This is a genomic window from Vibrio coralliilyticus, assembly GCF_024449095.1.
Lineage (GTDB): Bacteria > Pseudomonadota > Gammaproteobacteria > Enterobacterales > Vibrionaceae > Vibrio > Vibrio coralliilyticus_A.
The window spans coordinates 1,158,473-1,181,063 of the sequence record NZ_CP024628.1 but is presented as its reverse complement, the minus strand read 5'-3'; the positions used below and the strand labels follow the sequence as shown (position 1 = coordinate 1,181,063).

Here is a 22,591-nt window from a genome sequence, read left to right as displayed (position 1 = left end):
CTATTGTAAATCTTTTCCAGTTTAAAATTAAACTAGTTTGATGTTCTCAGCTTGAGGACCTTTTTGGCCTTGAGATACAGTGAACTCAACTTTCTGACCTTCAACTAGAGTACGGAAGCCGTCACCAGTGATTGCAGAGAAGTGAGCGAAAACGTCAGGGCCGTTTTCTTGTTGGATGAAACCAAAACCTTTAGTTTCGTTGAACCATTTAACTGTACCAGTAACAGTATTAGACATAATATGTATCCTTGATAAATCTTTGTAAAAGCCATGACGGCAACGATAGCGTGGAAAAGGAGATTGCTATTGCGCACGACGTTACGGAAGAGATACAAGAAATCCAACGAAACGGCGAAATAAAAACAAGAACCGTTTTCTAGCTGCCATCCAGTCTAAAGCTAAGTGGAACTAAGTCAATAAAATTCATATGATACTTTTCAGTTACCAAGGTCTTTTCATCCAAAATTTGCGCTAGGTAGAGTTTCGAAAATATTACTGATTAGGCTGTAGATAGTGTAACATTCTTTTGTATGGTGATTTATCCTGCTAAATTCAGGTTTGGTGAGTGGGTTGTCATCAGTATCTAGTTATTTATAAAACATCGATAGGACAAAGTTATGGGCAAGAGATCCAGAAAAAATAATTTGCCGAATGAGTCGCTTCAGGCGCATTTAGAGGTCGGACGAGGTGAAATAAAAGACAATGCACTAAAAGCAGTCGTTACTAGTCCACTTTTTAAAACACGAGTTGAACAAGCGAAAAAAGGAAAAGGGAGCTTCTCACGTAAGACGAAACATAAGGGTAAAGAGCCCTATTCAAAAGCGGCTTAAAAGTCATTTTTGAATAGGGCTCTTTAAGAGTTAACGTTCGATTTTTGGAGAGTAAATTGAGTAAGCGGTGACCTGCCCCGCGACAATAGCTGAAAACATGAACAGTGCAGAAAGGCCAATACTTGGAATAGGCAAAATAGATTGTTCAAACACGGATTGCCCCGCACTGACAAGGACTCGACTTCCTGGTACGAGAATAATAATCCCTTGCACAATGTAGATGGATCCGGTTAAGTCCATTTTCTTTGCTACCCATGTACCATATAAGGTAATCAAAACGGTGGTTATCCATGTGCCGACGACCCACCCACTTTCAAACCCTAGATAGAATGGCCCCCACATCCCCAACACCGCCACGGGTAAACCCAATAAAATGTCTGTTGGTCTGGCGTTAAAAATGATGCCAAGAGAGACTGAAATCAGAAACAAACCTGAAATATGGAGCCAAGTGGGTATCTCATTAATATAAGCAGTGACATCTGCTTGCCCCCAAATGGACTCACCTATATTCAAGCCCATGATAATACCGACAAAGAGCTTGATAAGAGTGAGTGAGCTTTGCCCCAGTAAACTGGTGCCGGAGACTAAATCATTGAAAGCGAGACATTCAAGTGAGTTAGCAATCGACAAGCCAGGCACGAAGAGAACGATGGCGGCGATACATAGAGCCCAGACTGGAAGATCGGAACTTGTACTGGCAAAAAACGCCACCAAGATGCCTGTGACCAACGCAGCAACAAACTCAACAGCTATAGAGCGCCTTGCTTTACAAACTTGTTGTGCCAACCACGCTAGGAAGCCAAGAAAAATGGATATATACACGGCCTCTAATGTACTGCCAACCAGCATAAGGTACGCAGGAGGAATACCCATATTCGCCAAAGCAGTCACCCATTTAGGGTAACCTACGGGCTCCGGGACAGGCTCTTTACTTGGCTGATTAATCCGAATAATAGTATTTGCCAGCAAACTAAGGTTAATGGACGCCGGCTGGTGCCGTTTCATGACCACCGCATTGTTATCGTCAGGGAATTGATAATTGACCGTTGTCGGTGTGGCCTGAATCATGACATCCACGCTATGTTTACGGGCATAAAATTGGGTATATTTTTCTAATTTATATGGCGCGCAGCCACTGCGATGTAGGGTGTCGCCGATCTCAACGATCTTTTTGATTCTGTACTCTGAAGGCATGGTATGTAGTACGAAATATTGAATGCGCGCAAAGGTAACAAAGCCCTATGGTCTATTCGAGTCTAAATCTACCGAACAGTGGCTAGAGTCACACTCTTTTTGATATTTCAAAAGATAGTGAATTTTAAAAGTGAAAACTTAGGTTTCAGAAGCCCATTTTACGACTCAATCGATGGCTAAAAATGCATCTGATCACAAAATTACCAATGAGTATAGATGTAAACGTTGTTACTTAAATGTAACTCTTTGTTTCTCTTTTGGCTTGAATTGTGTGCTTTGGGCTTGAGTAGCAAGGAACCTTACTTATTGTTTTTTTAACCACTATTTTACATATGTTACAGAGCCATCAGCTGTACAAAAAATGTATCATTTTAGGGGTTGTAATTCGTATTGGATAGGCGAAAATATGCACAAAATGAGTTTGCAAAAATGAAAGGAAGCTTTTTCCAAGTTTAAAAAGCGAGGCAATGATGAAACTATTTCTGATAATAATGGCGTCAATATCAGCAGGTGTACTATCCGCTGATCACCTTCACTCTTTCATGTTAGGTCTGTCTATCTCTGCTCTAGCGGTAGGTAGTTGTTACTGGTTTGCATTCAGAACGACGCGTTTCCCTCAGCTAGCGCTGTTGCTACTTATTTGTGGCATGCTTTCTAAATTAACTATTACCGTGGTCGGTGTGAGCTGGAGCATGTCGGAAGAGTTAATAACCTCACCACTAGTATTTGCATTGTCGTACCTGTTCTTCTCTTTAGTAGTGACTTACTTGTGGTTCAGCTATCGAGACAGCATTACACCTAATCCGAAGAAGGTGCAGGAAGCACAAGCATAATCGTTAATCTTGCCCAAATTGATAAAGCCAGTGTTGTGAACACTGGCTTTTTTGTATTAACTTTCCGGTATATGGAGTCAAACTCTCATAATTTAGTAAAACTTTCTAATAAGAGTAACGATTGATTACAAAGCAAATAAATATCATTGCGGTTTGTTTATATTCGGAACAATATAAAAACTCTAATTGTGACTTAAGTTGGTAACGTCCCATGAAAAAAACGTTTCTCCTCAAAGCAGCCCTTTTCTCCTCAATTGCTGTGTCATTGAGTGCACTTGCTGCACCAAGCATTATTCCTGATCCCCCTACACTAGGGGCAAAAGGGTATGTTCTTATTGACTATAACACCGGGCAAGTATTGGTCGAAAAAAATGCGAATATTAAGTTAAATCCGGCCAGCTTAACCAAACTCATGACCGCTTATGTAGCTGGGCAGGAAGTTAAAGCAGGTAATATCACGCTAGATGATCAAGTTGTGATCAGTAAAAATGCTTGGGCGAAAAACTTCCCTGATTCATCAAAGATGTTCATCGAAGTGGGTACCACTGTTCCGCTCATAGATTTGTATCGAGGTCTGATCGTGCAATCGGGTAATGATGCCAGCGTGGCGATTGCAGAGTACGTCGCTGGAAGTGAAGATGCCTTTGTCAACCTGATGAATTCGTGGGCTGAAAAGCTTGGCCTAGAGAATACTGCTTACACCAATCCACACGGTTTGGACAGTAACGGCCTATACTCGACACCGTTGGATATCGCTAGATTAGGCCAAGCGATTATTCGTGATTTACCGGATATCTACCCTCTCTACAGCGAAACCTCATACACATACAATGGTATTACCCAATACAATCGAAATGGTTTACTGCGAGATCGCAGTATGAATGTTGATGGTATGAAAACCGGCTATACCAGTGGGGCTGGTTACAGTTTGGCTACTTCAGCGACTAACGGGGATATGCGTTTGATTGCTGTTGTGATGGGTGCAAGTAGCACTAAAAGTCGTGAATCAGAAAGCAAGCAATTGTTAAGCTATGGCTTTCGATTCTTCGAGACAGTATCACCGACGAAAGCGGGTGATATCGTTACGGAAGCAAAAGTCTGGATGGGTGAACAAGATAAGTTGAGTGTAGGTGTGGAGCAAGACGTCTATATGACCTTGCCAAAAGGTAGTGCAGGCAAACTTACGGCGGAAGTAGAGTTTGACCGTGAGTTGGTGGCTCCTATTCGTTCTGGAGAAAAAGTCGGTAAGATAATCTACGGCGTTGAAGGAGAGGAAGTCGCTACGGTGGACCTTGTCGCCCAAACGGATGTGGACGAGGGAAGCTTGTTTAAAAAAGTACTCGATTGGTTTAAACGTTTGATCTCAAGCTGGTTCTGATTGAGAAGCGGATGTGTGCAGCATCCGCTTTTTAGTTCGCTTTAGATCATCAATTTGAGAATCTTGTTTTTTCTAATGACATGGTGATGAATCACGGCAAGGATATGAAGCGTGACTAATGAGGCAAGAATAAGGCAGGAGAATCGGTGTACTTTAAAGAAAAATGAGCTTACCTCGGGTTCGGTAATGAAGTGGTTAATTTCAATAACCCAGAAAAAATAATAAGGGTGCTCTAACATAAGAAAGCCTGATGTAAATACTCCAAACATTGTGAAATACATTAATGAATGTATCAGCTTAGCCATATTTTTCTGAAAGCTTGAGGTGTTTAGTTCATCATTAAAGCTTGGTCTAAAATATTTCCAAACCCATCGGGCTAAAAACACTGGAACGGCAATAGTGGCGAGAGACATATTTAATGTCGATAAGAAATTAAATGTCGGTGAGCCTACAGTCGTGAAGTGCATCCCATAGCCTGCTATTGTTGTGTATAAGATGATGATAGCCATCAGCCAATGAAATACCTTGGAAGCTCTATCATAGCTAAAATCGCTTATGTTCATATCTTCCCTCAATATTTACACCAGATAGAATCAATTATTATTTGCCCACTAAAATATAAAAATAACATATGATAATGCCATTATTTTATATTGCTAATTAAGTGAAGATCTAACGAAAAAAATTTAATATTGGCAACTGGTTGTTATTATTTTGGAAGGGTAGTCCCGAATAGATTCATGGAAGAATATCCATTAATAAACCTACAACTGGTTTTACTGTTGATTTATTACTGGAGTTAATCATTGCCTTGTTAGTTATGTCTAAGTCAATGACTGACCATCAAAGTCGCTATGCTTTCAAGAGCGGTGCGTGTCGAGCCAACCAAACTTTTAACTAACGTTAACGCCTTGCTGACATCTCCGAGAAAGAAAGTGCACAGAATCCCCCTCATTAAGCAATACAAGGATTCACCAATGGAATTTACTGAGAAGGATAGAGAGGCGCTGTACAACACGTGGATGTCTCAGAAATCTAAAATGCGTCTCACACAAATGGAGTTTGCTAAAAAGTTAGGGATCAGCCAATTGAACTTTTCGCAGTTGTTGCGCGGAGAAGAGCCTTTGACTATGTCGTTTATTAGCCATTTTTGTCGATTGCTTCACCTAGATGCGAAACAGATTTTTCCTTCCCTCAAGGAAGCTAATGAAAACGGACCTAAGGTGGTCTACCTTCAAAGTCGCATGAGTGTTGATGGCGAAATTCAGAATGCTTACATCGAAGGTAATCAAATAGTGGTCGAATACGCTCACACGGTGAATTAAGCATAATGTTAGTTAATGGTGATCGCGCTTTGTACGACAAGCAGTTTCAATGATACCCTAAGCTAAGAATGAGTTCTGAGCAGCCCTACCATCATGCTAGAAAAAGAAAACCTTATAAAATTAGCCCGCGTCCAGATGCCATTTGGCAAATATGCTGGGCGTGCTCTAATCGACCTCCCTGAAGAGTATTTGCTTTGGTTTGATAAAAAAGGCTGGCCGAGTGGTGAACTTGGGCAGCTATTGCAACTTTGTCTGGCGTTGAAAATCGAAGGGTTAGACAGTGTGGTAAAGCCCTTAAAGCGAATGTAATCGACCAAAAAATCTCTCCATTGTAATGAAAAAGACTGACTATGAATTTTGATATTGATGCATTGAGGCATCACCAGCTGGTCGAAGATGGTCCACTAGAAGGGTGCTACATTCATCAGCCTGCCCAAGGTAGCCATCAAGATGATAAGGCTGTGTTAGCTGAGCGCCAAGCGTTGGAAAAGATGGGCTATCAAGTAATGCAGGTTCAAGCGAAAGGTAAAACAACAACGTTTGCCGAAGCAATGCAAAAGTTTGCGAGGCAGAGTGGTCATCAGCCGAAGTAATAATCTACCTAATTTAGCAGTTGCAACTAAAGCCTCTTTCTTACTCCTAAAAGACTCATTGTCTTCATTTGAAAAGTCCGAATATTGGGTTTGATTCATTTCTGCCCCAAAACGTTTCAGGCGGTATAGATCTGGAAAAATGCACATTACTTATTAAATAACTACCTAGGACCTTCAGTGGTTGCAAAATAAGCAACTACTGCCATCTAAGCCATTCTATAGATGTTCTCGACTAGATAATCAATCAACAATCTCACACGTGTCGGCAAATACTCTCTGGATGAGTAATAAACCCAAATTGTGGTCGGTGCGCCCCAATATTGTTTCATAATGGGCTTTACCTCGCCTGAGACCAATTCGTCTCGAAATAACCAGCTACCAAGCATAGAGATCCCAGCCCCCGCTAATGTTGCTTGTTTGGCCGCAGCGAAGTTATTGACCACAAGTCTGCCATTAGGCTCGTAGAGTTTGGCATGCTCAGCATCGTTTATACGCCAGTAATGAAAACGTCCACTGGTGAGCGAACGCACAGGAATGCAGTGGTGATTGGCAAGATCCTCTAGTGCCTTTGGTTCGCCATATTGCGCTAAATAGCTTGGGGCTGCATAGATACCGATGTCTTGTGTCAGTAGCGGTCTTGCGATAAGTCGAGAGTCTTGATTTATGGCGACACCAATCCCCAAATCAAACCCGTGTTCAACCAAGTCCACGTTACGATCATCAAAATGTAAATCACAATTGATTTGCGGATACTTAGCCATAAACTCGATGACCAGCGGCAGTATGTGCTCCTGCCCGATTGAACTGGAGGGTAAGTTAATTTTTATGGTGCCAGCGGCTGCACTGGAATGCTCGGCCAGTTGTTCAATAGTGGTTTGTATCGATTCCATTGACGGAGTGAGACTCTCTGCCAGCTGCTGGCCCGTTTGCGTCAAGCTAAGAGAGTGAGAGGAGCGAAAGAACAGTTTAACTTGCCACTCTTGTTCTAGCTTTGTGATGGCTTTACTGACCGCGGGTGCGGAGATCCCTAACTCCCTCGCTGCGGCTGCAAAACTACCACTTTTCGCGACTTGAATAAATATCGGTAACTGAGTTGGAAGTGATTTCATTAACTAATGGTTATCTTAAAAGTAAATAAGTAAAACCTACAAGTTAACAATATTCTGGTCAATACTAAGCTCAAAATATCAACCGAGTGATAGTGAGATCAACATGACATTACCCACCCTTCATCAAGCGATTATTTCTAATGACTATGAGCGATTTATTCAGCTTATTGAACAAGATAGTGATGTGAACCAACTCGATCCTTCGATGGGCAATGCTCCACTACACATTGCTGCCCAGAAGCACGATGAAAAGTGGGTGTTAGGTTTGATTGAGGCCGGTGCATTTATCAATCTTCAAACACCTAAGCATGGCGTTACCCCATTGATGGTTGCGGTATGGCATCGTAAGCCATCAGTGGTGAAGGCGCTTCTTGAACAGCCGCTTATTAATATTGAGCTCGTATCAACATTTGGTCTAAAAGCACTGGATTTGGTTGATTTCGGAGCGAGTAAAAAGGACGTATTTGGGCAAACACAAGCAAATGATCTTCAGCTGCTGTTTACTCGGTATTTCAATCAACGTGAAGATCTTGAATCTTCACTTGCGGCCTATCAGGTTGTCACTGATTCGGGGAATAATGATGAGCAAAAAGCCGCTCAATTAAAGGCATTGTCTGAATGGTCTTCTCTCAATACCCCATCACCTGTCACCGCTTCTGGTAATGATGAACATACGGCAGTGATGGTAGCAGCACGAGATGGCCTAACACACTCACTGAAGATCTTGATGGAGCAAGGTGGTGATCAAACTATTCCTGATCACTACATGAAAGCCATTCCACTTCACAAAGCGGCATACAACGGCAGGGCAGACGTTATTCGCTTGCTTTCTGACTATCCGGGATTTTGCGAAACCTTAAATGCACAAGGGCCGAACAACGGATACACCCCATTACATGATGCGGTGTGGCACGGCCATGTTGAAGCAGCAAAGGCATTGATAGAGGTGGGTGCTGATACTGAAATAAGAGCCTTTGATGGTCAAACTCCGTTAGACCTTGCCAAGGAATATCACTACCAAGAGATTATCGATTTATTGGAGAGAAAATAATGAATGTACTTGTTGTTTATTGGCACCCAGAGCCACAAAGTTTTAATGGTGCGATGTTTCGACGCGCGGTAGAAAGCCTCGAAGCGGAGGGTCATTATGTGAAAACCTCTGATTTACATGAAATGGCGTTCAATCCAGTATCGGGCCGTCATAACTTTGCTAGTCAACATGATGGAGCGTTTTTCAAACAACAGCTTGAGGAGATGTATGCCACTGAGGTTGGTGGTTTTTCTGCCGACATTGAAGTTGAGCTTGAGAAGCTTGAGTGGAGCGACTTAGTTATCTTTCAGTTTCCTTTATGGTGGTTCGGTCTGCCAGCGGTGTTGAAGGGCTGGGTAGACCGCGTGTTTGCTATGGGCAAAGTATATGGCGGTGGACGCTTCTATGGGGACGGCGTGTTTAAGGGTAAAAAAGCGATGCTCAGTGTCACCATGGGCGGTCCTGAAGACTTATATGTAAAAGGGGGCTGGAACGGCGACCTTGATGCTATATTGCGTCCTATTCATCGTGGAATATTAGAGTTTACAGGCTTCTCTGTCTTGGCTCCGCAAAAAGTCTTTGGTCCGGCACGCATGGCCCAGCAAGAGCGCGAATCGGAGCTCGATGAGTACGCAGCAAGGTTAGCTACGATTTTTGATGAAGTGCCGATCCAAGTAGGTGAATATTAAAAAGACTTGTAGTGGCCAAAAACATTTGGCCACGTGAAACAACGAACTCTAAAAAGTTTAAGGCTTTTATGTGGTGGAATGCTTTGGGGTTTTGGAGTTGGATAATGGTTTTCTTTCTGGCTATCCTCGAGAAAGGTCTAGGTATTGGAATCTGACTGAATACAACTACATTATCCGCACCTCAACTAAGCCTGTTCGCTAGTGCGATTTAATTCGTCGCACTGGCTCGAAAGTGTCCAAAAGTGAACTAAAGAGTCAGACCGCTAGGCTGACTCTTTTTGTCAAAGTTAGAAAATAGCAAGATAAAGAGGCTAGCTATTTAGCGCTTTGATTTATCTATATGAATAGGTCTGGTTGTAATAATGCGTCGGGGTTATTTATTTTCTGTGGGTTGTCTATACTTGTAACAACGACAAAATTATGGTTGAGACTCGTCAGGATATCTTATGGAAGAGACAAACTACCTGAAGTCAGAATTATACAATCTTGTATCCAAAGATGACTCCATCTTTGAGTTCATATATCAGTATGCCCTAGATGGTATTTGGTATTGGGATACGGTCGATGGCAATAATGAATGGATGAGCCCTGGCTTCTGGGAGTTACTTGGCTATGACCCTCAAGAAATGGAGCATCTGGCCTCTGAATGGCAAGACATTATTAATTCTGAAGATCTAGAAACGGCCATCGTCAATTTTCAAAAGCATTGTGAAAACCCTGAACACTCTTACGATCAAGTTGTACGGTATCAACATAAAGATGGCTCAACCATTTGGGTTCGATGTCGTGGTGTTGGAATACGTGATGAGACAGGTAAAGTCATCAGAATGCTTGGAGCTCACACCGATGTCACTCAAATCAAGCTAGCTGAAGAGCAACTCAAAGAAGCGAATGAGCAGCTCAAAAAAGCGAATGCACAGCTTGAAAAAATGAATTTACAAGATCACATGACTAAGCTCCTAAATCGTAATGGGCTGGAAAAGAAATTTGAAGAATTATTAGCCTTATGCAAGCGCAAAAAGTTACCACTTAGTATTTCTGTCATAGACGTCGATAACTTCAAGGCGATCAATGACAAATATGGGCACCTTGTTGGCGATGAATTTCTTATTATCATTGCGGATTCAATTAAAAGGGCACAGAGAACAACGGATGCATGTGCTCGGCTAGGTGGGGATGAGTTTATGGTACTTATGCTGGATGCCGATCTGGATCAAGCAAAGCAAGGTGCGGAAAGAATTCGATCTACCATACAAAAACAGTTTGTTGAACCCTATGCACTAACCGTGAGTATTGGCGTGTCTTCTATCAACTATCAAGAGTTGGCTTTATGCCAATCCGATAAAGAAAGCATACAAAATATCTTGCGACATATGATAAAAATAGCCGACAAAGCAATGTATCAGTCTAAGGCGTCAGGTAAGAACACGGTATCAAGCCATGCAATTAAAACTATCTCTTACGTTGTTCCACCACATATATCGGACTTGTATAGCCGTGAGATAAAGAGCTGAAAAATAATAAACGCTTATCAGGACAATTTGCCGTAATAATGTTCAGAGATAGCAATCATCCAGTGTGAACAGATGATTTTTTATTTATTGGTTTTATACAAATCTGGCGCTGATAATTGCAGGTCTTGATAGTGTTTTAAATCATGAAAGCGAAGGTATTGCGCTATGTGGGGAGTTTAATCTCTAGGTGACTTACCCAAGTGTGTCGTGGCGTTTCTGCTTGAGACTGTATTGCATCAACGACAAAGTCCACGAAGAGCTTTACTCGTAAAGGCATATATTCACGTTGATGGTAGAGAAGGTAAACTCCTTCGTTTTGTGGGCGAAAGCTGGGAAAAATAGGAACTAACTCTTCACTTTTAAGCCAGTCTCGGGCGATAAAATGAGGAATTTGGGTGAGCCCTAACCCTTGAGCACAAAGCTCTGCCATTGATTCACCATCATTAACGACAATGCTCCTGGCTGTTTCGATTCGGTGAGTATGTTCAGTGGTAGCAAGTCTCAGCCCGAGTAATTTTCCGGTTTGTCTAAAGCGAAAGCGTATCCAAGTGTGTTGGTGAAATTCCTCCGGTCCTCTGGGTGCACCGTATTGCTCAAGGTATTCTTTGCTCGCACAAATCAAGTAATCGATAGGACTCAGTTGTCGAGCGATCAGCTGCCGATCTTGCACAACACCTGACCTAATTGATATATCGACGCTTTGATCAATCATATCAACGTAAGAGTCATCGTAGCAGATGTCTAAGTCAATACTTGGGTATTGACGACGAAACTCTTTGAGCAAAGGCTGGATATAACGGCGCCCATAAGAGACAGGCAGGTTAAGTTTTAATGTACCTGATGGTGAACTGTTTGCATGTTTTAAATCTTTTTCACAAGTGCTGAGTTCTTCAATAACTCGTCTTGCGGTTTGTTCATACTGCTGGCCAGCAAGTGTTAACTTAAGTCGCCGGGTTGAGCGGAGAAATAACTGTACGCCAAGTTCGGACTCCAACCTATGCACGGCTTTACTGACGGTCGATGGGTCGCTGCCGTACTTTGTCGCTGCTGCCGCGAAGCTTCCTGTGTCTAACGTTGCAATGAAAAACCGTAACGAGCGTAGTTTATCCATGCCAACTCCATTATTTATTCGTGAATATTATTCACTATAGATATGTAAGCATGCCACTTCAATCATTAAAGATACCCGATAAGATAGTGATAACTATTTTGTTTCAACAGTGGAGTAAACAATAATGATTGGAAAACTTAAAGTCCGCATCGCGGCGCTATGTACACTGATTCTCGCCTTAATTGTATTGGGGCCAACCGCATCGGCAGCAGACAAGAAGATTGGTATCTTGGTCTATGATGGCGTTCTCACATCAGATGTGACAGGACCACTGGAAGTATTTGGGGTTGCTGACCGATTAACCTGGTTCAGTGACTATGATGTAGTGACGGTTTCCGTTACGAATACGACTACAGTGACAACAGAAGAAGGATTAAAGCTGGGGGTGGACACTTGGATTGGAGAGTCCCCTAAGCTTGATGTATTAATACTCACGTCGAGCTACGATATGGATCCATTGATCAACAATAAGGCTTTGATTAACTATATTTCCTCTACCGCCAAAAACGCAGAGTGGATGGCAAGCAATTGCTCAGGGGCGTATTTGTTAGCTGAAGCTGGTGTGTTAAATGGCAAGCAAGCGACGACATGGGCAGGAGGTGAGGGTGATTTTCAAAGTGACTATCCAGAAGTTAAGGTACTGAGCGATAAAAATTATGTTGTGGATGGTAATGTACTTACATCCAATGGCAGTTTGGTTAGCTATCAAGCTGCGTTAAAGCTGTTACATTTAATGAGCTCTCAATCTAAAGCTCAGGAGGTGGCGGATACGTTACAATACTCTCGCTTCTCCAATCAGGCTTTTTAGGAATAGCGTGCAGGGTTCAGCAATAGGCGAAGAACAAGGTAATCACAATGCAGCAAATAGGTAATCAGAGTTTAGTGTCTTTCATGGTGTCGGATCAGGACAGAAGTGTTGCGGTTTACAACCCCGCGACGCAAGAGCTGCTGGGTTATGCACCGGTTTTCACTCAGGAGGAAATCGAACAAGGAATTGTTCGGGCTCATAACGCTCAGAAAGAGTGGGCCAAGCTGACTGGTAAACAGCGAGCGGCCATCCTGCAGCGTTGGTTTCGATTACTGGTTGAAAACCAAGATGACCTCAGTCGTTTAATGACACTAGAACAAGGTAAGCCACTAGCGGAAGCGAAAGGTGAAGTGCTCTATGGCGCGAGCTTTGTTGAGTGGTTCGCTGAAGAAGCAAAACGCACTTATGGTGAAACCATCCCAGCGCCAACGCCGGACAAGCGTATGGTGACTATTAAGCAGCCAGTGGGTGTCGCAAGTGCGATTACGCCGTGGAACTTCCCCATAGCAATGATTACTCGTAAAGCTGCGCCAGCTCTTGCCGCTGGGTGTAGCTTTATCGTCAAGCCCGCTGAACTGACTCCTCTGTCTGCATTTGCGGTTGCAGAGCTTGCTTATCAATCGGGTATTCCCCGAGACTTGCTGCAAGTCGTACTTGGGGAAAGAGCATCTGACGTTGGGGAGTTATTCACGTCACACCCATTGATTCGTAAGCTTTCTTTCACGGGTTCAACCCGTGTCGGTAGCCTCTTAATGCAGCAGAGTGCCTACGATATTAAACGCACTTCAATGGAGTTGGGTGGTAACGCTCCGTTCATCGTATTTGATGACGCGGACATAGACGCTGCGGTTGATGGAGCCGTGGCATCTAAATTCCGTAATGCAGGCCAGACGTGCGTATGTGCCAATCGTTTCTACGTTCATCGCAATGTATACGATGAATTTGTGGCTAAATTTGATGAAGCGGTAAAACAGCTCAAACTTGGTAACGGCTTGGAAGAAGGCGTCAATATTGGGCCTGTCATTAGCCAAGTCGCCAAAGAGGGTATTGAGAGTTTAATTCAAGGGGCGATTGAACAAGGGGCGCAGCCTGTTTCACCTATAGTGCCTCAATCTGGTCAGTTTATCGCGCCGGTTATCCTGAAAAACGTGACTCAAGAAATGGATATTGTCTCCAAAGAGATTTTTGGCCCTGTGGCACCGGTATTGGCGTTCGAGAGCGACGAAGAGTTGATTGAGATGGCCAATGACACTATCTATGGTCTGGCCGCTTATTTCTACAGTGATAACATTCGTCGTATCTGGAAGGTGGCTGAAGCGCTTGAATACGGAATGGTTGGGATTAATGATGGGATTATCTCATCAGAAGTCGCGCCTTTTGGTGGCGTTAAACAATCCGGTATTGGCCGCGAAGGTGCCAAGCAAGGTATTGATGAGTATATGGATGTGAAATACCTGTGCTTTGGTGGCCTGAGCTAACTGCTTAAACACCTGAATTAAAATAGCCCGCAATTGCGGGCTATTTTAATGGCTTTTCTTCGGTCCGTTGCGGACTAAATCCTGACCTGTTTGGAAGATTTCGTCGGTTACCCAGCGAGCTAGCAGCAGTTGGTGATTATCATCCAGCACTGCCACAAAGTGGCGACCATCAGCGTTGTTTGTCGCAAGTGCGATACCCGCAATGCCTTCCAAACCAAAACTGCCGCTTTCTACAGCGAGGAGAAAAGCTTCAAGCTCTTCCAGATTATCAATGATGCGATCATCGCTAAACATAATTTCTTCTCTCTCGTCACATTGAATTTCAATGCGATAACTAATCATGGCGCTACTTTAACGATCATAGCCGTTGATTTCCAGATAAGCCGCAGAGGCTGAACAAAATCTCACCATTCACGCTCTATTTTTACCATTCACGTCTTCCAACCACCGTTCGTCGCATACCCAAGCAGCCTTGCTCATCGCTGATTAACCTTTGAACATCAGCTAAGAAGAAGGAACGACAAAATGAAACTGACGTATCAATTAGGTCTGTGTTTACTGGTTAGCGCTCAAGCGGTCGCAGCGCCAAGTGACAAGTTAATAGAGCAATATAATCAAGCCGCTCAAGGCGATGAAGATCAGGTTGAATCCGTCTATGAGCAACTGCAAGGTCAGATCGAAAGACAAGGTGGTGATGCTCTGACATTAGTCTATCTCGGTAGCACACAAACCTTGATGGGACGCGATGCTTTTCTTCCTTGGAACAAGATGAAATACGTCGAGCAAGGGCTGGGTACGATTGCCAAAGGGTTGGATATGCTATCGGATGATACAACCCCTGTTCCGCTGCAAGAGATTCGTCAGGGGCTGCCAGAGTCACTATTGGCAAGAGCCGTTGCGGCGGCGACCTATACATCATTGCCCGACATGTTCAATCATTTCGAACGTGGTTATGAACTGTATTCGGGGCTTCTCTCTGAACAAGCATTTACGTCTCAATCCTTTGATGCGATTGCCTGGGTTTACATCTACGCCATTCAGGCCGCTATTCGCGCAGAAGACAGCTTACAGGCACAAAAATGGGCACAGGAAATGTCAGCGCTTAATGGCCAACATCCGATGACGTTACAAGCGATAGCGCTGGCCAATAACGCCTAAGGAGAGAGCATGTTGCAGTTTCAAAATCTAGCCAAGCAGTACCAACTCGGTCAGCAGCGAGTGGAGGCACTCAGCAACGTCACTGGCGAAATCAGTAATGGTGAAATGGTCGCGCTTTGTGGCCCGTCAGGCTCTGGCAAAAGCACGCTACTGAATATTCTTGGTTTGCTTGATAATGAGTATGAAGGTTTGGTTACGTTCGATGGTTCGGCATACCCGAAAGAGCCACAACAATCGGCGCAATTGAGGCGGACCAGCATGGGCTTTGTATTCCAGCGCTTTAACTTGGTTCCCGTAATGAGTGCATGGGAAAACGTGGCGTACCCACTAATGTTGAACGGATACTCTGCCAAACAGCAGCAACGGCTCGCCATGGAAATGCTTGGCAAAGTGGGGTTGGAAGAGTTTGCTCACCATCGACCTGATCATCTCTCGGGTGGTCAACAACAGCGCGTCGCCATTGCACGGGCGCTGGTGCATCAACCCAAGCTGGTTATTGCCGATGAGCCAACCGCCAGTCTGGATAGCCATACCGCACAGCGTGTGATTGAGCTGATGAAAACCCTTGGTCATGAGTTGGGAACGACCTTCATTGTGGCTACGCATGATCAGCGAATGGCGAATCAGTGTGACCGCACACTCTCGTTGGTGGATGGCAGAATAAGCGAGGAGGCGATGAAATGGGCCAGTTAGTTCCTCAATCAGTGCGCATAGCGTATCTGAATTTGCTGCGAAATCGTCGTCGCAGTGTGTTGTCCGCTCTTATCATCACGATTGCCGTTTTTGCTTTGACGTCAGCGGGTGGGTTTGGGCTTTACACCTATGAATCACTCCAAGAATCAACAGCGCGGGATACGGGCCATCTGACAATCAGCATTCCCGGATTTTTCGAGAAAGATGAAGACATGCCATTGACGAATGGTCTGGAAGACAGCGCTGCGATCTACAAGCAACTGATATCGAATCCGGATATACGAGGCATTCAGCCTAGGATTGAGTTCACAGGGCTGGTCTCAAATGGCAATAAATCGACCATTTTTGTCGGTACTGGCGTGAATGAACGTGAGTTCGATATGAAGGGGCCGTTTCTCGACGTGCGTCAGGGTAAAACCTTGTCTGATATTCGCTCTTCGCGGTATCAACCCTCGGAGCCTGAGGTGATGCTGGGCGTCGATTTGGCCCGTAACCTCAACGTATCAATTGGTGACTGGATCACCGTGCTTGCGACGACGAGTGACGGCGCGTTGAATGCACTCGACTTTAAAGTTCATGGTATCTATTCAACGGGTGTACCGGACTTAGATAAGCGTCAGCTATACCTGCATATTGAATCGGTACAGGAACTGCTGGTGAGCGATAAAGTGAGTACCTTGTCGGTCTTCCTCTACGAAACACAGAACACATTGAAGCTTCAGAGTTGGGTGGAAGAACGACTCGCTTCTTTACCACATAGTCAAGCACTGGAAGTCACGCCGTGGCAGCAAAGAGCCTTTTTCTACACCAAAGTGAAAGACTTATATGATCGAATCTTCGGCATTATGGGGGCGGTGATGTCGCTGGTGGTGTTCGTTGCTCTGTTTAACACCATGACAATGTCGGTGACGGAAAGAACGCGAGAAATCGGAACCTTGTCCGCATTAGGCACATATCCTGCGGAAATCGTGGCGGGGTTTGTGCGCGAAGCAGCACTGTTAGCTGGCATCGGCACACTCTTGGGCGGGCTTTTGACTGCCTTCACCAGTATTGTCCTGATGGTGGTGGATGTGCAAATGCCACCACCACCGGGTCGAACCGACGGTTATCCACTCAATATCTATTTTTCACCCGAGCTGCTGAGTTATAGCGCATTGGGTGTCATGGCGATTTGCATTCTCGCTGCGTTTCTATCCGCCCGAAAGGGTGTCAATAAGCCGATAACGGAGGCATTGACCTATGTTTAAATCACTTTCTATCGTCATCGGATTGAGTCTGTTGAGTATTGGTGCGTTCGCTAATGACACGGCCACCATGGTCAAAAATGCAGATGCCTATCGCCTTGATACGGCGTCCGCCAAAGTGGTTTCTCTCGTTACCTTGTATAAAAACGGAGAGCTGGATAAAACACGCCAATACAATGTTTATACGCGCCCCGAACGAGAGTCTTTGGTTGTGTTTAAGTCACCGGTTGAAGCGGGGCAAAAGATGTTGATGTTGGGAGACAACTATTGGCTAGTGATGCCTAAAAGTCGTCGCCCGATCCGTATAACACCAATGCAAAAGCTACTCGGTGAAGCCTCCATTGGCGATGTATCTACTCTCACTTGGAGTCAGGATTACCGAGCAACGCTGACGGCTCAGGAAACCTTGACCATCAATGAGCGGCCAGTGCTGGCAAACCAGCTTTCTCTGCAGTCTGTAACTCAAGGTGCGAGTTACGATCGCATCGAATTATGGTTGGAATCGGAGAGCGATTTCCCGATCAAAGCCGACTTGTACTTAAAATCTGGCAAGCTGGCTAAGCAGGCATTGTTTGAGCAGGGTGAGCGCGATGGCCAGTCAAGAGTCGTGAGCATGACCTTGATTGACAAGATTCAGCCAGCGAAGAAAACGGTCATTGAATATCAGCAAGTGACGGCTCATCAACTTGAAGATAAGTACTATATTCCGGCATTTTTGACACGTAACGCACTGTCGGAGCTGTAACGTGAATTGTCGTTTGATTTTCGCGTTGGCAGCAATGGTTCCAGGCAGTGGCCTTGCTCAGCCAAGTTTCAACTGGGACTGGACGGTCAGTGGTAGCCAGAATCAGCACAGAGATTCCGTCTGGTTTGAACCACATACGGCGTCGCACACTGAGCAGCTAGACGCGTTGCTTCGTGTGCAAGCCGAGTGGCAAAATTGGAGCGGCCTGTTAGCAGCAAAGAGTAGTCAACTGGCGTCGAGCAACTCATCCGACTCTGCTGATAGTGAGTTGATTGTTCAGGAGCTATTTTGGCAAGGCGTCTGGGAGACAGGCGTACTGCCGGTTGATATGACGCTGGGTAAAGTCCGCCTTGATTGGGGAGTAGGGTATGGATATCGCCCCTTAGACTTGTTCAAACCTTATCGGCGCAACCCAGTGGGAATTCAGGTAGAGGAGGGCGCAGGTGTCGCAATGGCATCATATTTTGACCTTTCGGGAGAGTGGAGTTTGCTTTACAGCGATTCCAGCTGGACAAAGCAAGAGTCTAGCGAGCTCGAACAAAGAACTGAGCAACAGGGCATTGGTCTGCGTCGTTACTGGCTGACAGACGAGACGGAATGGCAGGGCATTGCTTACTATGACGATGTAAGACAAGGCTTAATTGGCGGATCCATGGTGTCTGTTTATGATACGTCATGGGCGTACCACGCTTCTTTTGTGTACCAGAGAGACTACCTAGGGTTTGAGCAGCAAGGCCTCTACTCACCAGTGATTCTGGCTAACAAAAGTAGTGGCTTTCAAGGTTTGGTTGGGCTTAATTGGGCTAGCCAAGCCGGCAATCAAATCATTGTCGAATATTGGTATGACAATCGGGCATGGAGCAAAGAGGATTGGCGTCAGGGACTGGAAAGAGCGGCTGCTTTATCAGAAAGTTCCAGCACCGCTGGTCTTTCACATTCGTACGCTCAGGGGCTCAACCATATCAATCTGGTGCAGCATAACATCATGTTTCATTGGAGTTTGAATCCTACTAGCTGGAGTCAGTGGCAATGGAGTAAAAATACCTTATGGCTGGAGAATGTAGAGCCTACTTTTGATCTCTTATTATCGCCACAAGACGGCGGTGTCATTGCAACACAGTGGATTAACTACAGTGCTTATGACTCGGGACAGACTTCGGTCGACGTTGAACTTGCTGCCCGTTTTATGACGGGAAGCCATGAATCTGTATATGCAAATTTAGCTGATAAGCGTATGATTTTTATAAATCTAAAAGGAAAATTTTGATGACTGACGTTACTACTCGTACGGTTGATTTCTTAAAAAGTCTTGTCTTCACCTCGGTGTTTTGCCTGATTATTGCGTTTGTGACACAAACGATTTGGCCGAGCCCATTTTGGGAACATATTCTGATTAGCTTTGGTTACGGGTACAGTGCGGTTTTGAGCTCGCATTTGTTACAGTGGTCGAGTGAGCGTTGGACTCGGCGTCAACTCAGCATAATGGCCATTGGTAGCTCAATGGTATTTGGCACACTAAACGCATACTACTGGCTGAGTAGGTACGATAAGTTTGCAGACTTTAGTCAGATGAAGCCAGTGATTATCCTTGGGTTTATCTTCTCCATGGCGTGTTTGCTTTACTTTTATATGCATGAGCAAAAATTACAGGCTCAAAAGGAGCTCGAACGTGCTCGTCGTATTCAAACGGAGCAAGAGAAGGCACTGCTACTAAGCCAACTGAAACAGCTGCAAAGCCAGATTGAACCTCATTTCTTGTTCAACACATTGGCGAACATTATGGTGCTGATTGATGACGACACTAAAGGTGCCAAGCTGATGCTGGAGAAACTGACCGAGCTATTACGCGGGACGTTGCAGCAAAATCGCCAGAACAGTACGACCTTGAAAGGCGAACTAGAGTTGGTGGATGCTTACCTTGCCATTCAAAAAATACGGCTCGGAGAGCGCTTGAATTATGAAATATCTGCCCATTGTTTGGGTGACCTCAATATACCGCCTCTGTTGGTTCAACCGCTAGTGGAGAACGCAGTACAACATGGCATTGAACCCAGCTCTGTCGGTGGAAAAATAACAGTAGAGGTTGCTGAAAATCAGGATAGTGTGACCATTTCTGTTATCGATAATGGGATTGGTTTTAGCGATACGCCTAGTCATGCTGGGCAAGGTATTGGGCTGGACAATATTCGTCATCGGCTCACCACTTTGTTTGGTCAACATGCGTCACTGAAGCTGAAAGAGAATGCATCGGGTGGTGTGATTGCTCAGTTGTCTGTACAACGTCGCTCATTGGAGAAACTTGAGGAAAACATGGATGCAAACTGATCTTCTTACCGCCGTCATTGCCGACGATGAGCCGTTGCTGCGTCGTCATCTTAATCAGGCGCTTGCTGAGTATTGGCCAGAGCTCGATATTGTCGGGCAGGCTGCAAATGGTGAGCAAGCCCTTGAAATGATCGAGCAACATCGACCTCAAGTGGTATTTCTGGATATAAAAATGCCCGGGCTGGATGGTATGTCACTGGCGAAGAAGCTCTCTAAGCGTGATTGCCAGCCTCATATTGTGTTTGTGACGGCGTATGACGAATACGCTGTCCAAGCTTTTGAAACTAATGCGGTGGATTATCTGCTTAAACCTGTTTCTGATGCTCGTCTTACTCAATGCGTTGAAAAACTGAAAGCGAGGTTACATAGAGCTGAACCCGCGACGGAACTTGGCACTTTGCTGAATCAGATTCAGCAGATCAACGCGCCTGCTCAGCCGAAATATTTAAGTTGGATTAGAGCAAGCAAAGGTGAAGAGATCCATCTCATTGCTTTATCAGAGGTTCTCTACTTCAAAGCGGAAGACAAATACGTTTCTCTGTACAAGCGAGAGCAGGGCAACAAAGTCGAGTATGTGCTGCGAACGTCACTAAAGGAACTACTGGCTCAACTTGATCCGGAGTTGTTTTGGCAAGTGCACCGCTCGAGTGTGGTTAATGTCTCGATGATAGACAAAGTGAAGAAGGATTTTACCGGAAAAATGGTAGCAGTAATTGGTGACGACAGCATTCCCATCAGCAGAGCGATGCAAAGCAAATTTACCAGTATGTGGTAATCATGTCAGGAGAGAGTGGCTAGAGGCTTAGTCACTGTGTTGTCTATTTAGGCATTGTGTTTTGAGTCAATAATGTTATTTTTCTGTGATGAAAATTGATTGAGGTAGAACCATGACCGTTGAAAGTGCGATCACCTTTTTTATCGCTATGTTGATCTTTAGCATCACACCTGGGCCGGGCGTATTTGCCATTGTTGCTCGTGCGATGGTTTCAGGCGCAAAACACTGTATTTCGCTCTCTGCTGGAATGGTTGCCAGCGATGTTATCTATCTCCTTTTAGCCTGCTTGGGGTTGGCTGCAATAGCAGAAAACTGGGCGACACTGTTTGTCGTGATTCGCTATGTCGGTGCGGCTTACCTCATCTATCTCGGCTATAAGATGATCAAAGCACTGCCTCAGGCCAGTGAAGCGATTCACCAAGATCAAACACCAAAAGCACCGTCTCATATCGCCGGATTTGTACAGGGCTTTCTGATCTCGGCTTCAAACCCTAAAGTGATCCTATTCTATATTTCATTCCTGCCAACGTTTATGGACTTAACCGTTCTTAATAGTCAGGATATTGCACTGGCTGCGGTATTAAGCATTGTTGCTCTGATGACAGGGTTAATGATGATAGCGATTGGTGCTGGGCGACTGGTTAAAGTGCTGAAAACTCCAAGTGCTCAGCGCAAGCTGAATCAAGGGGCTGGTGGTGTAATGATTGCGGCTGGTACTTACCTCGCAATCAACAAATAGACAGATAAAAGCAAGCGCTTAGCAATGAGGGTTGCTAAGCGCTTGCTGCTTAAACACTCTGAATCAACAGTTCAATTAGTTCGTCTTCTGTTTCAGGTATTTTGCTAAATTCTACACTCACGTCTGCGCCGCCCTTGAGCATATACGCTTTACTGGTACAGTGATCATGGTGAAACCATTTACCACCTACACAAACGTCAGTGTAACATCTTGGGTCTTTTTTCAGTTCCATGGGCATCCCTCTTGTTAATCTCCGTAACATTATGTCAACATAAATGATGTAATCACTTTGTTAAAATGATCTTGATCAAGCAGAGGGTACAATTACCTCTATGGGGCTAAGAGAAATAGACGAATTGGTGATGTAGACCCTGATTCGCTACTCAGTATTATAAGGATGAACTCATGCAAGCAGCCAAACTCTACTACGTTTACGACCCTATGTGTTCTTGGTGTTGGGGTTATAAACCCACTTGGGAAAAGATCCAGAGTGCGTTAGCTGATGAGGTGACGGTGCAGTATGTGGTGGGTGGATTGGCGCCAGACTCCATGGAGCCTATGCCCATCGCCATGCGTGAACAAATTGCCTCATATTGGAAAAAGATCGAAAACTATCTGGGCACTGAGTTCAACTATGACTTCTGGACAAAAAATACCCCTAAGCGCTCAACTTATCCTTCTTGTCGAGCAGTGTTAGCGGCACGTAAGCAGGGAGCGGAGAAAGAGATGCTATGCGCCATTCAGCACGCTTATTACCTTCAAGCACGAAACCCGAGTGACAGTGAAGTTTTGATTGCGATAGCAGGGGAGATTGGTCTTGATGAAGCGCAGTTCTTGCAAGATTTTCAGTCTGAAGCTCTGAACCAACAACTTATGGAGGAGCTGGGTTTCGCTCGCTCTATCGGCGGGAATAGTTTCCCATCCTTGTTTGTAGAGACGGCCAATGGTGTGGTCGAGCTGCCCGTTGATTATGAATCTGCTCAAGATACTATTGAGCAGATTCATCGTTTAATAGCCTAG

Annotated in this window: 27 protein-coding genes; 20 read left to right on the top strand and 7 right to left on the bottom strand. The window is 44.8% G+C overall.

The window, feature by feature from the left end:
- Positions 1-27 precede the first annotated feature (27 nt).
- Complete coding sequence (locus CTT30_RS20825; RefSeq protein WP_006960450.1) at positions 28-237, bottom strand: cold-shock protein; 210 nt, start codon at positions 235-237, stop codon at positions 28-30.
- A gap of 380 nt (positions 238-617) precedes the next feature.
- Here CTT30_RS20825 and CTT30_RS20820 point away from each other — a divergent pair, with 380 nt between their 5' ends.
- Positions 618-830 (top strand): alternative ribosome-rescue factor A, encoded by a 213-nt coding sequence (locus tag CTT30_RS20820; RefSeq protein WP_239835449.1) that lies wholly within the window; start codon positions 618-620, stop codon positions 828-830.
- Positions 831-860: 30 nt separating this feature from the next.
- Here CTT30_RS20820 and CTT30_RS20815 read toward each other — a convergent pair whose 3' ends face one another.
- Positions 861-2,024 carry a threonine/serine exporter family protein gene (locus CTT30_RS20815; protein WP_252036872.1) on the bottom strand — a complete coding sequence of 388 codons (1,164 nt, stop codon included), beginning with the start codon at positions 2,022-2,024 and terminating at the stop codon, positions 861-863.
- Between the two features lie 470 nt (positions 2,025-2,494).
- Between CTT30_RS20815 and CTT30_RS20810 the strand changes: the two genes are divergently transcribed.
- Positions 2,495-2,857 carry an NADH:ubiquinone oxidoreductase gene (locus tag CTT30_RS20810; protein ID WP_239865341.1) on the top strand — a complete coding sequence of 121 codons (363 nt, stop codon included), beginning with the start codon at positions 2,495-2,497 and terminating at the stop codon, positions 2,855-2,857.
- Positions 2,858-3,068: 211 nt separating this feature from the next.
- Positions 3,069-4,235 (top strand): D-alanyl-D-alanine carboxypeptidase family protein, encoded by a 1,167-nt coding sequence (locus CTT30_RS20805; protein ID WP_252036871.1) that lies wholly within the window; start codon positions 3,069-3,071, stop codon positions 4,233-4,235.
- A 41-nt stretch (positions 4,236-4,276) separates the two neighbouring features.
- Here CTT30_RS20805 and CTT30_RS20800 read toward each other — a convergent pair whose 3' ends face one another.
- The gene (locus CTT30_RS20800) at positions 4,277-4,798 is read right to left on the bottom strand and encodes a cytochrome b (protein ID WP_239863737.1); all 522 of its coding nucleotides are present in this window, start codon (positions 4,796-4,798) and stop codon (positions 4,277-4,279) included.
- 414 nt (positions 4,799-5,212) lie between these two features.
- Between CTT30_RS20800 and CTT30_RS20795 the strand changes: the two genes are divergently transcribed.
- The 3 genes from CTT30_RS20795 to CTT30_RS20785 all read left to right on the top strand — a co-directional run bounded on the left by CTT30_RS20795 (position 5,213) and on the right by CTT30_RS20785 (position 6,153).
- The gene (locus tag CTT30_RS20795) at positions 5,213-5,560 is read left to right on the top strand and encodes a helix-turn-helix domain-containing protein (RefSeq protein ID WP_239835445.1); all 348 of its coding nucleotides are present in this window, start codon (positions 5,213-5,215) and stop codon (positions 5,558-5,560) included.
- 93 nt (positions 5,561-5,653) lie between these two features.
- Positions 5,654-5,869: a DUF3820 family protein gene (locus tag CTT30_RS20790; RefSeq protein ID WP_239835444.1), complete on the top strand. Its 216-nt coding sequence runs from the start codon at positions 5,654-5,656 to the stop codon at positions 5,867-5,869.
- Positions 5,870-5,910: 41 nt separating this feature from the next.
- Positions 5,911-6,153: a hypothetical protein gene (locus CTT30_RS20785; RefSeq protein WP_252036870.1), complete on the top strand. Its 243-nt coding sequence runs from the start codon at positions 5,911-5,913 to the stop codon at positions 6,151-6,153.
- Positions 6,154-6,359: 206 nt separating this feature from the next.
- Here the strand turns inward: CTT30_RS20785 and CTT30_RS20780 are convergent, their stop codons facing one another.
- On the bottom strand, positions 6,360-7,262 hold the full coding sequence (locus CTT30_RS20780; RefSeq protein WP_252036869.1) for a LysR family transcriptional regulator: 903 nt from the start codon (positions 7,260-7,262) through the stop codon (positions 6,360-6,362).
- Positions 7,263-7,365: 103 nt separating this feature from the next.
- On the opposite strand from CTT30_RS20780, the gene CTT30_RS20775 reads away from it, so the two are divergent.
- The 3 genes from CTT30_RS20775 (at position 7,366) to CTT30_RS20765 (ending at position 10,495) form a co-directional block, all read left to right on the top strand.
- Complete coding sequence (locus CTT30_RS20775) at positions 7,366-8,313, top strand: ankyrin repeat domain-containing protein (RefSeq protein WP_252036868.1); 948 nt, start codon at positions 7,366-7,368, stop codon at positions 8,311-8,313.
- Positions 8,313-8,981: an NAD(P)H-dependent oxidoreductase gene (locus CTT30_RS20770; protein WP_252036867.1), complete on the top strand. Its 669-nt coding sequence runs from the start codon at positions 8,313-8,315 to the stop codon at positions 8,979-8,981. Before CTT30_RS20775 ends, CTT30_RS20770 begins: the two co-directional genes overlap by 1 nt.
- Positions 8,982-9,427: 446 nt before the next feature.
- Positions 9,428-10,495 carry a sensor domain-containing diguanylate cyclase gene (locus CTT30_RS20765; protein ID WP_252036866.1) on the top strand — a complete coding sequence of 356 codons (1,068 nt, stop codon included), beginning with the start codon at positions 9,428-9,430 and terminating at the stop codon, positions 10,493-10,495.
- Positions 10,496-10,658: 163 nt separating this feature from the next.
- Here CTT30_RS20765 and CTT30_RS20760 read toward each other — a convergent pair whose 3' ends face one another.
- Positions 10,659-11,606, bottom strand: a complete 948-nt coding sequence (locus tag CTT30_RS20760; protein ID WP_252036865.1) for a LysR family transcriptional regulator — start codon at positions 11,604-11,606, stop codon at positions 10,659-10,661.
- A gap of 124 nt (positions 11,607-11,730) precedes the next feature.
- Between CTT30_RS20760 and CTT30_RS20755 the strand changes: the two genes are divergently transcribed.
- Together CTT30_RS20755 and CTT30_RS20750 are read left to right on the top strand one after the other, a co-directional pair.
- Complete coding sequence (locus CTT30_RS20755) at positions 11,731-12,414, top strand: DJ-1/PfpI family protein (protein ID WP_252036864.1); 684 nt, start codon at positions 11,731-11,733, stop codon at positions 12,412-12,414.
- Positions 12,415-12,461: 47 nt separating this feature from the next.
- Positions 12,462-13,892 (top strand): NAD-dependent succinate-semialdehyde dehydrogenase, encoded by a 1,431-nt coding sequence (locus CTT30_RS20750; RefSeq protein ID WP_252036863.1) that lies wholly within the window; start codon positions 12,462-12,464, stop codon positions 13,890-13,892.
- Positions 13,893-13,937: 45 nt separating this feature from the next.
- Here CTT30_RS20750 and CTT30_RS20745 read toward each other — a convergent pair whose 3' ends face one another.
- Positions 13,938-14,186, bottom strand: coding sequence for a hypothetical protein (locus CTT30_RS20745; protein WP_252037624.1), 249 nt, complete (start codon positions 14,184-14,186; stop codon positions 13,938-13,940).
- 231 nt (positions 14,187-14,417) lie between these two features.
- Between CTT30_RS20745 and CTT30_RS20740 the strand changes: the two genes are divergently transcribed.
- From CTT30_RS20740 to CTT30_RS20705, 8 genes are all read left to right on the top strand, one after another.
- Positions 14,418-15,050, top strand: coding sequence for a hypothetical protein (locus CTT30_RS20740; protein ID WP_252036862.1), 633 nt, complete (start codon positions 14,418-14,420; stop codon positions 15,048-15,050).
- Positions 15,051-15,059: 9 nt separating this feature from the next.
- The gene (locus CTT30_RS20735; protein ID WP_252036861.1) at positions 15,060-15,743 is read left to right on the top strand and encodes an ABC transporter ATP-binding protein; all 684 of its coding nucleotides are present in this window, start codon (positions 15,060-15,062) and stop codon (positions 15,741-15,743) included.
- Positions 15,731-16,990 (top strand): ABC transporter permease, encoded by a 1,260-nt coding sequence (locus CTT30_RS20730; RefSeq protein WP_252036860.1) that lies wholly within the window; start codon positions 15,731-15,733, stop codon positions 16,988-16,990. Before CTT30_RS20735 ends, CTT30_RS20730 begins: the two co-directional genes overlap by 13 nt.
- A complete protein-coding gene (locus CTT30_RS20725; protein ID WP_252036859.1) occupies positions 16,983-17,732 on the top strand; it encodes an outer membrane lipoprotein-sorting protein in 750 nt (249 codons plus the stop codon). Before CTT30_RS20730 ends, CTT30_RS20725 begins: the two co-directional genes overlap by 8 nt.
- 34 nt (positions 17,733-17,766) lie before the next feature.
- The gene (locus tag CTT30_RS20720; RefSeq protein ID WP_252037622.1) at positions 17,767-18,999 is read left to right on the top strand and encodes a hypothetical protein; all 1,233 of its coding nucleotides are present in this window, start codon (positions 17,767-17,769) and stop codon (positions 18,997-18,999) included.
- Positions 18,999-20,057: a sensor histidine kinase gene (locus CTT30_RS20715; RefSeq protein WP_252036858.1), complete on the top strand. Its 1,059-nt coding sequence runs from the start codon at positions 18,999-19,001 to the stop codon at positions 20,055-20,057. Before CTT30_RS20720 ends, CTT30_RS20715 begins: the two co-directional genes overlap by 1 nt.
- A complete protein-coding gene (locus CTT30_RS20710) occupies positions 20,047-20,832 on the top strand; it encodes a LytR/AlgR family response regulator transcription factor (protein WP_252036857.1) in 786 nt (261 codons plus the stop codon). The genes CTT30_RS20715 and CTT30_RS20710 overlap by 11 nt, the downstream gene beginning before the upstream one ends.
- 112 nt (positions 20,833-20,944) lie before the next feature.
- Positions 20,945-21,571 (top strand): LysE family translocator, encoded by a 627-nt coding sequence (locus CTT30_RS20705; RefSeq protein WP_239874453.1) that lies wholly within the window; start codon positions 20,945-20,947, stop codon positions 21,569-21,571.
- Positions 21,572-21,620: 49 nt separating this feature from the next.
- Here the strand turns inward: CTT30_RS20705 and CTT30_RS20700 are convergent, their stop codons facing one another.
- A complete protein-coding gene (locus tag CTT30_RS20700; protein WP_019274709.1) occupies positions 21,621-21,803 on the bottom strand; it encodes a hypothetical protein in 183 nt (60 codons plus the stop codon).
- A gap of 173 nt (positions 21,804-21,976) precedes the next feature.
- Here CTT30_RS20700 and CTT30_RS20695 point away from each other — a divergent pair, with 173 nt between their 5' ends.
- On the top strand, positions 21,977-22,591 hold the full coding sequence (locus CTT30_RS20695; RefSeq protein ID WP_252036856.1) for a DsbA family protein: 615 nt from the start codon (positions 21,977-21,979) through the stop codon (positions 22,589-22,591).

Bases quoted from the DNA above. Each gene is read 5' to 3' on its own strand.
- CTT30_RS20825 (WP_006960450.1), bottom strand. From the start codon at position 237: ATGTCTAATACTGTTACTGGTACAGTTAAATGGTTCAACGAAACTAAA.
- CTT30_RS20820 (WP_239835449.1), top strand. From the start codon at position 618: ATGGGCAAGAGATCCAGAAAAAATAATTTGCCGAATGAGTCGCTTCAG.
- CTT30_RS20815 (WP_252036872.1), bottom strand. From the start codon at position 2,024: ATGCCTTCAGAGTACAGAATCAAAAAGATCGTTGAGATCGGCGACACC.
- CTT30_RS20810 (WP_239865341.1), top strand. From the start codon at position 2,495: ATGAAACTATTTCTGATAATAATGGCGTCAATATCAGCAGGTGTACTA.
- CTT30_RS20805 (WP_252036871.1), top strand. From the start codon at position 3,069: ATGAAAAAAACGTTTCTCCTCAAAGCAGCCCTTTTCTCCTCAATTGCT.
- CTT30_RS20800 (WP_239863737.1), bottom strand. From the start codon at position 4,798: ATGAACATAAGCGATTTTAGCTATGATAGAGCTTCCAAGGTATTTCAT.
- CTT30_RS20795 (WP_239835445.1), top strand. From the start codon at position 5,213: ATGGAATTTACTGAGAAGGATAGAGAGGCGCTGTACAACACGTGGATG.
- CTT30_RS20790 (WP_239835444.1), top strand. From the start codon at position 5,654: ATGCTAGAAAAAGAAAACCTTATAAAATTAGCCCGCGTCCAGATGCCA.
- CTT30_RS20785 (WP_252036870.1), top strand. From the start codon at position 5,911: ATGAATTTTGATATTGATGCATTGAGGCATCACCAGCTGGTCGAAGAT.
- CTT30_RS20780 (WP_252036869.1), bottom strand. From the start codon at position 7,262: ATGAAATCACTTCCAACTCAGTTACCGATATTTATTCAAGTCGCGAAA.
- CTT30_RS20775 (WP_252036868.1), top strand. From the start codon at position 7,366: ATGACATTACCCACCCTTCATCAAGCGATTATTTCTAATGACTATGAG.
- CTT30_RS20770 (WP_252036867.1), top strand. From the start codon at position 8,313: ATGAATGTACTTGTTGTTTATTGGCACCCAGAGCCACAAAGTTTTAAT.
- CTT30_RS20765 (WP_252036866.1), top strand. From the start codon at position 9,428: ATGGAAGAGACAAACTACCTGAAGTCAGAATTATACAATCTTGTATCC.
- CTT30_RS20760 (WP_252036865.1), bottom strand. From the start codon at position 11,606: ATGGATAAACTACGCTCGTTACGGTTTTTCATTGCAACGTTAGACACA.
- CTT30_RS20755 (WP_252036864.1), top strand. From the start codon at position 11,731: ATGATTGGAAAACTTAAAGTCCGCATCGCGGCGCTATGTACACTGATT.
- CTT30_RS20750 (WP_252036863.1), top strand. From the start codon at position 12,462: ATGCAGCAAATAGGTAATCAGAGTTTAGTGTCTTTCATGGTGTCGGAT.
- CTT30_RS20745 (WP_252037624.1), bottom strand. From the start codon at position 14,186: ATGTTTAGCGATGATCGCATCATTGATAATCTGGAAGAGCTTGAAGCT.
- CTT30_RS20740 (WP_252036862.1), top strand. From the start codon at position 14,418: ATGAAACTGACGTATCAATTAGGTCTGTGTTTACTGGTTAGCGCTCAA.
- CTT30_RS20735 (WP_252036861.1), top strand. From the start codon at position 15,060: ATGTTGCAGTTTCAAAATCTAGCCAAGCAGTACCAACTCGGTCAGCAG.
- CTT30_RS20730 (WP_252036860.1), top strand. From the start codon at position 15,731: ATGGGCCAGTTAGTTCCTCAATCAGTGCGCATAGCGTATCTGAATTTG.
- CTT30_RS20725 (WP_252036859.1), top strand. From the start codon at position 16,983: ATGTTTAAATCACTTTCTATCGTCATCGGATTGAGTCTGTTGAGTATT.
- CTT30_RS20720 (WP_252037622.1), top strand. From the start codon at position 17,767: ATGGTTCCAGGCAGTGGCCTTGCTCAGCCAAGTTTCAACTGGGACTGG.
- CTT30_RS20715 (WP_252036858.1), top strand. From the start codon at position 18,999: ATGACTGACGTTACTACTCGTACGGTTGATTTCTTAAAAAGTCTTGTC.
- CTT30_RS20710 (WP_252036857.1), top strand. From the start codon at position 20,047: ATGCAAACTGATCTTCTTACCGCCGTCATTGCCGACGATGAGCCGTTG.
- CTT30_RS20705 (WP_239874453.1), top strand. From the start codon at position 20,945: ATGACCGTTGAAAGTGCGATCACCTTTTTTATCGCTATGTTGATCTTT.
- CTT30_RS20700 (WP_019274709.1), bottom strand. From the start codon at position 21,803: ATGGAACTGAAAAAAGACCCAAGATGTTACACTGACGTTTGTGTAGGT.
- CTT30_RS20695 (WP_252036856.1), top strand. From the start codon at position 21,977: ATGCAAGCAGCCAAACTCTACTACGTTTACGACCCTATGTGTTCTTGG.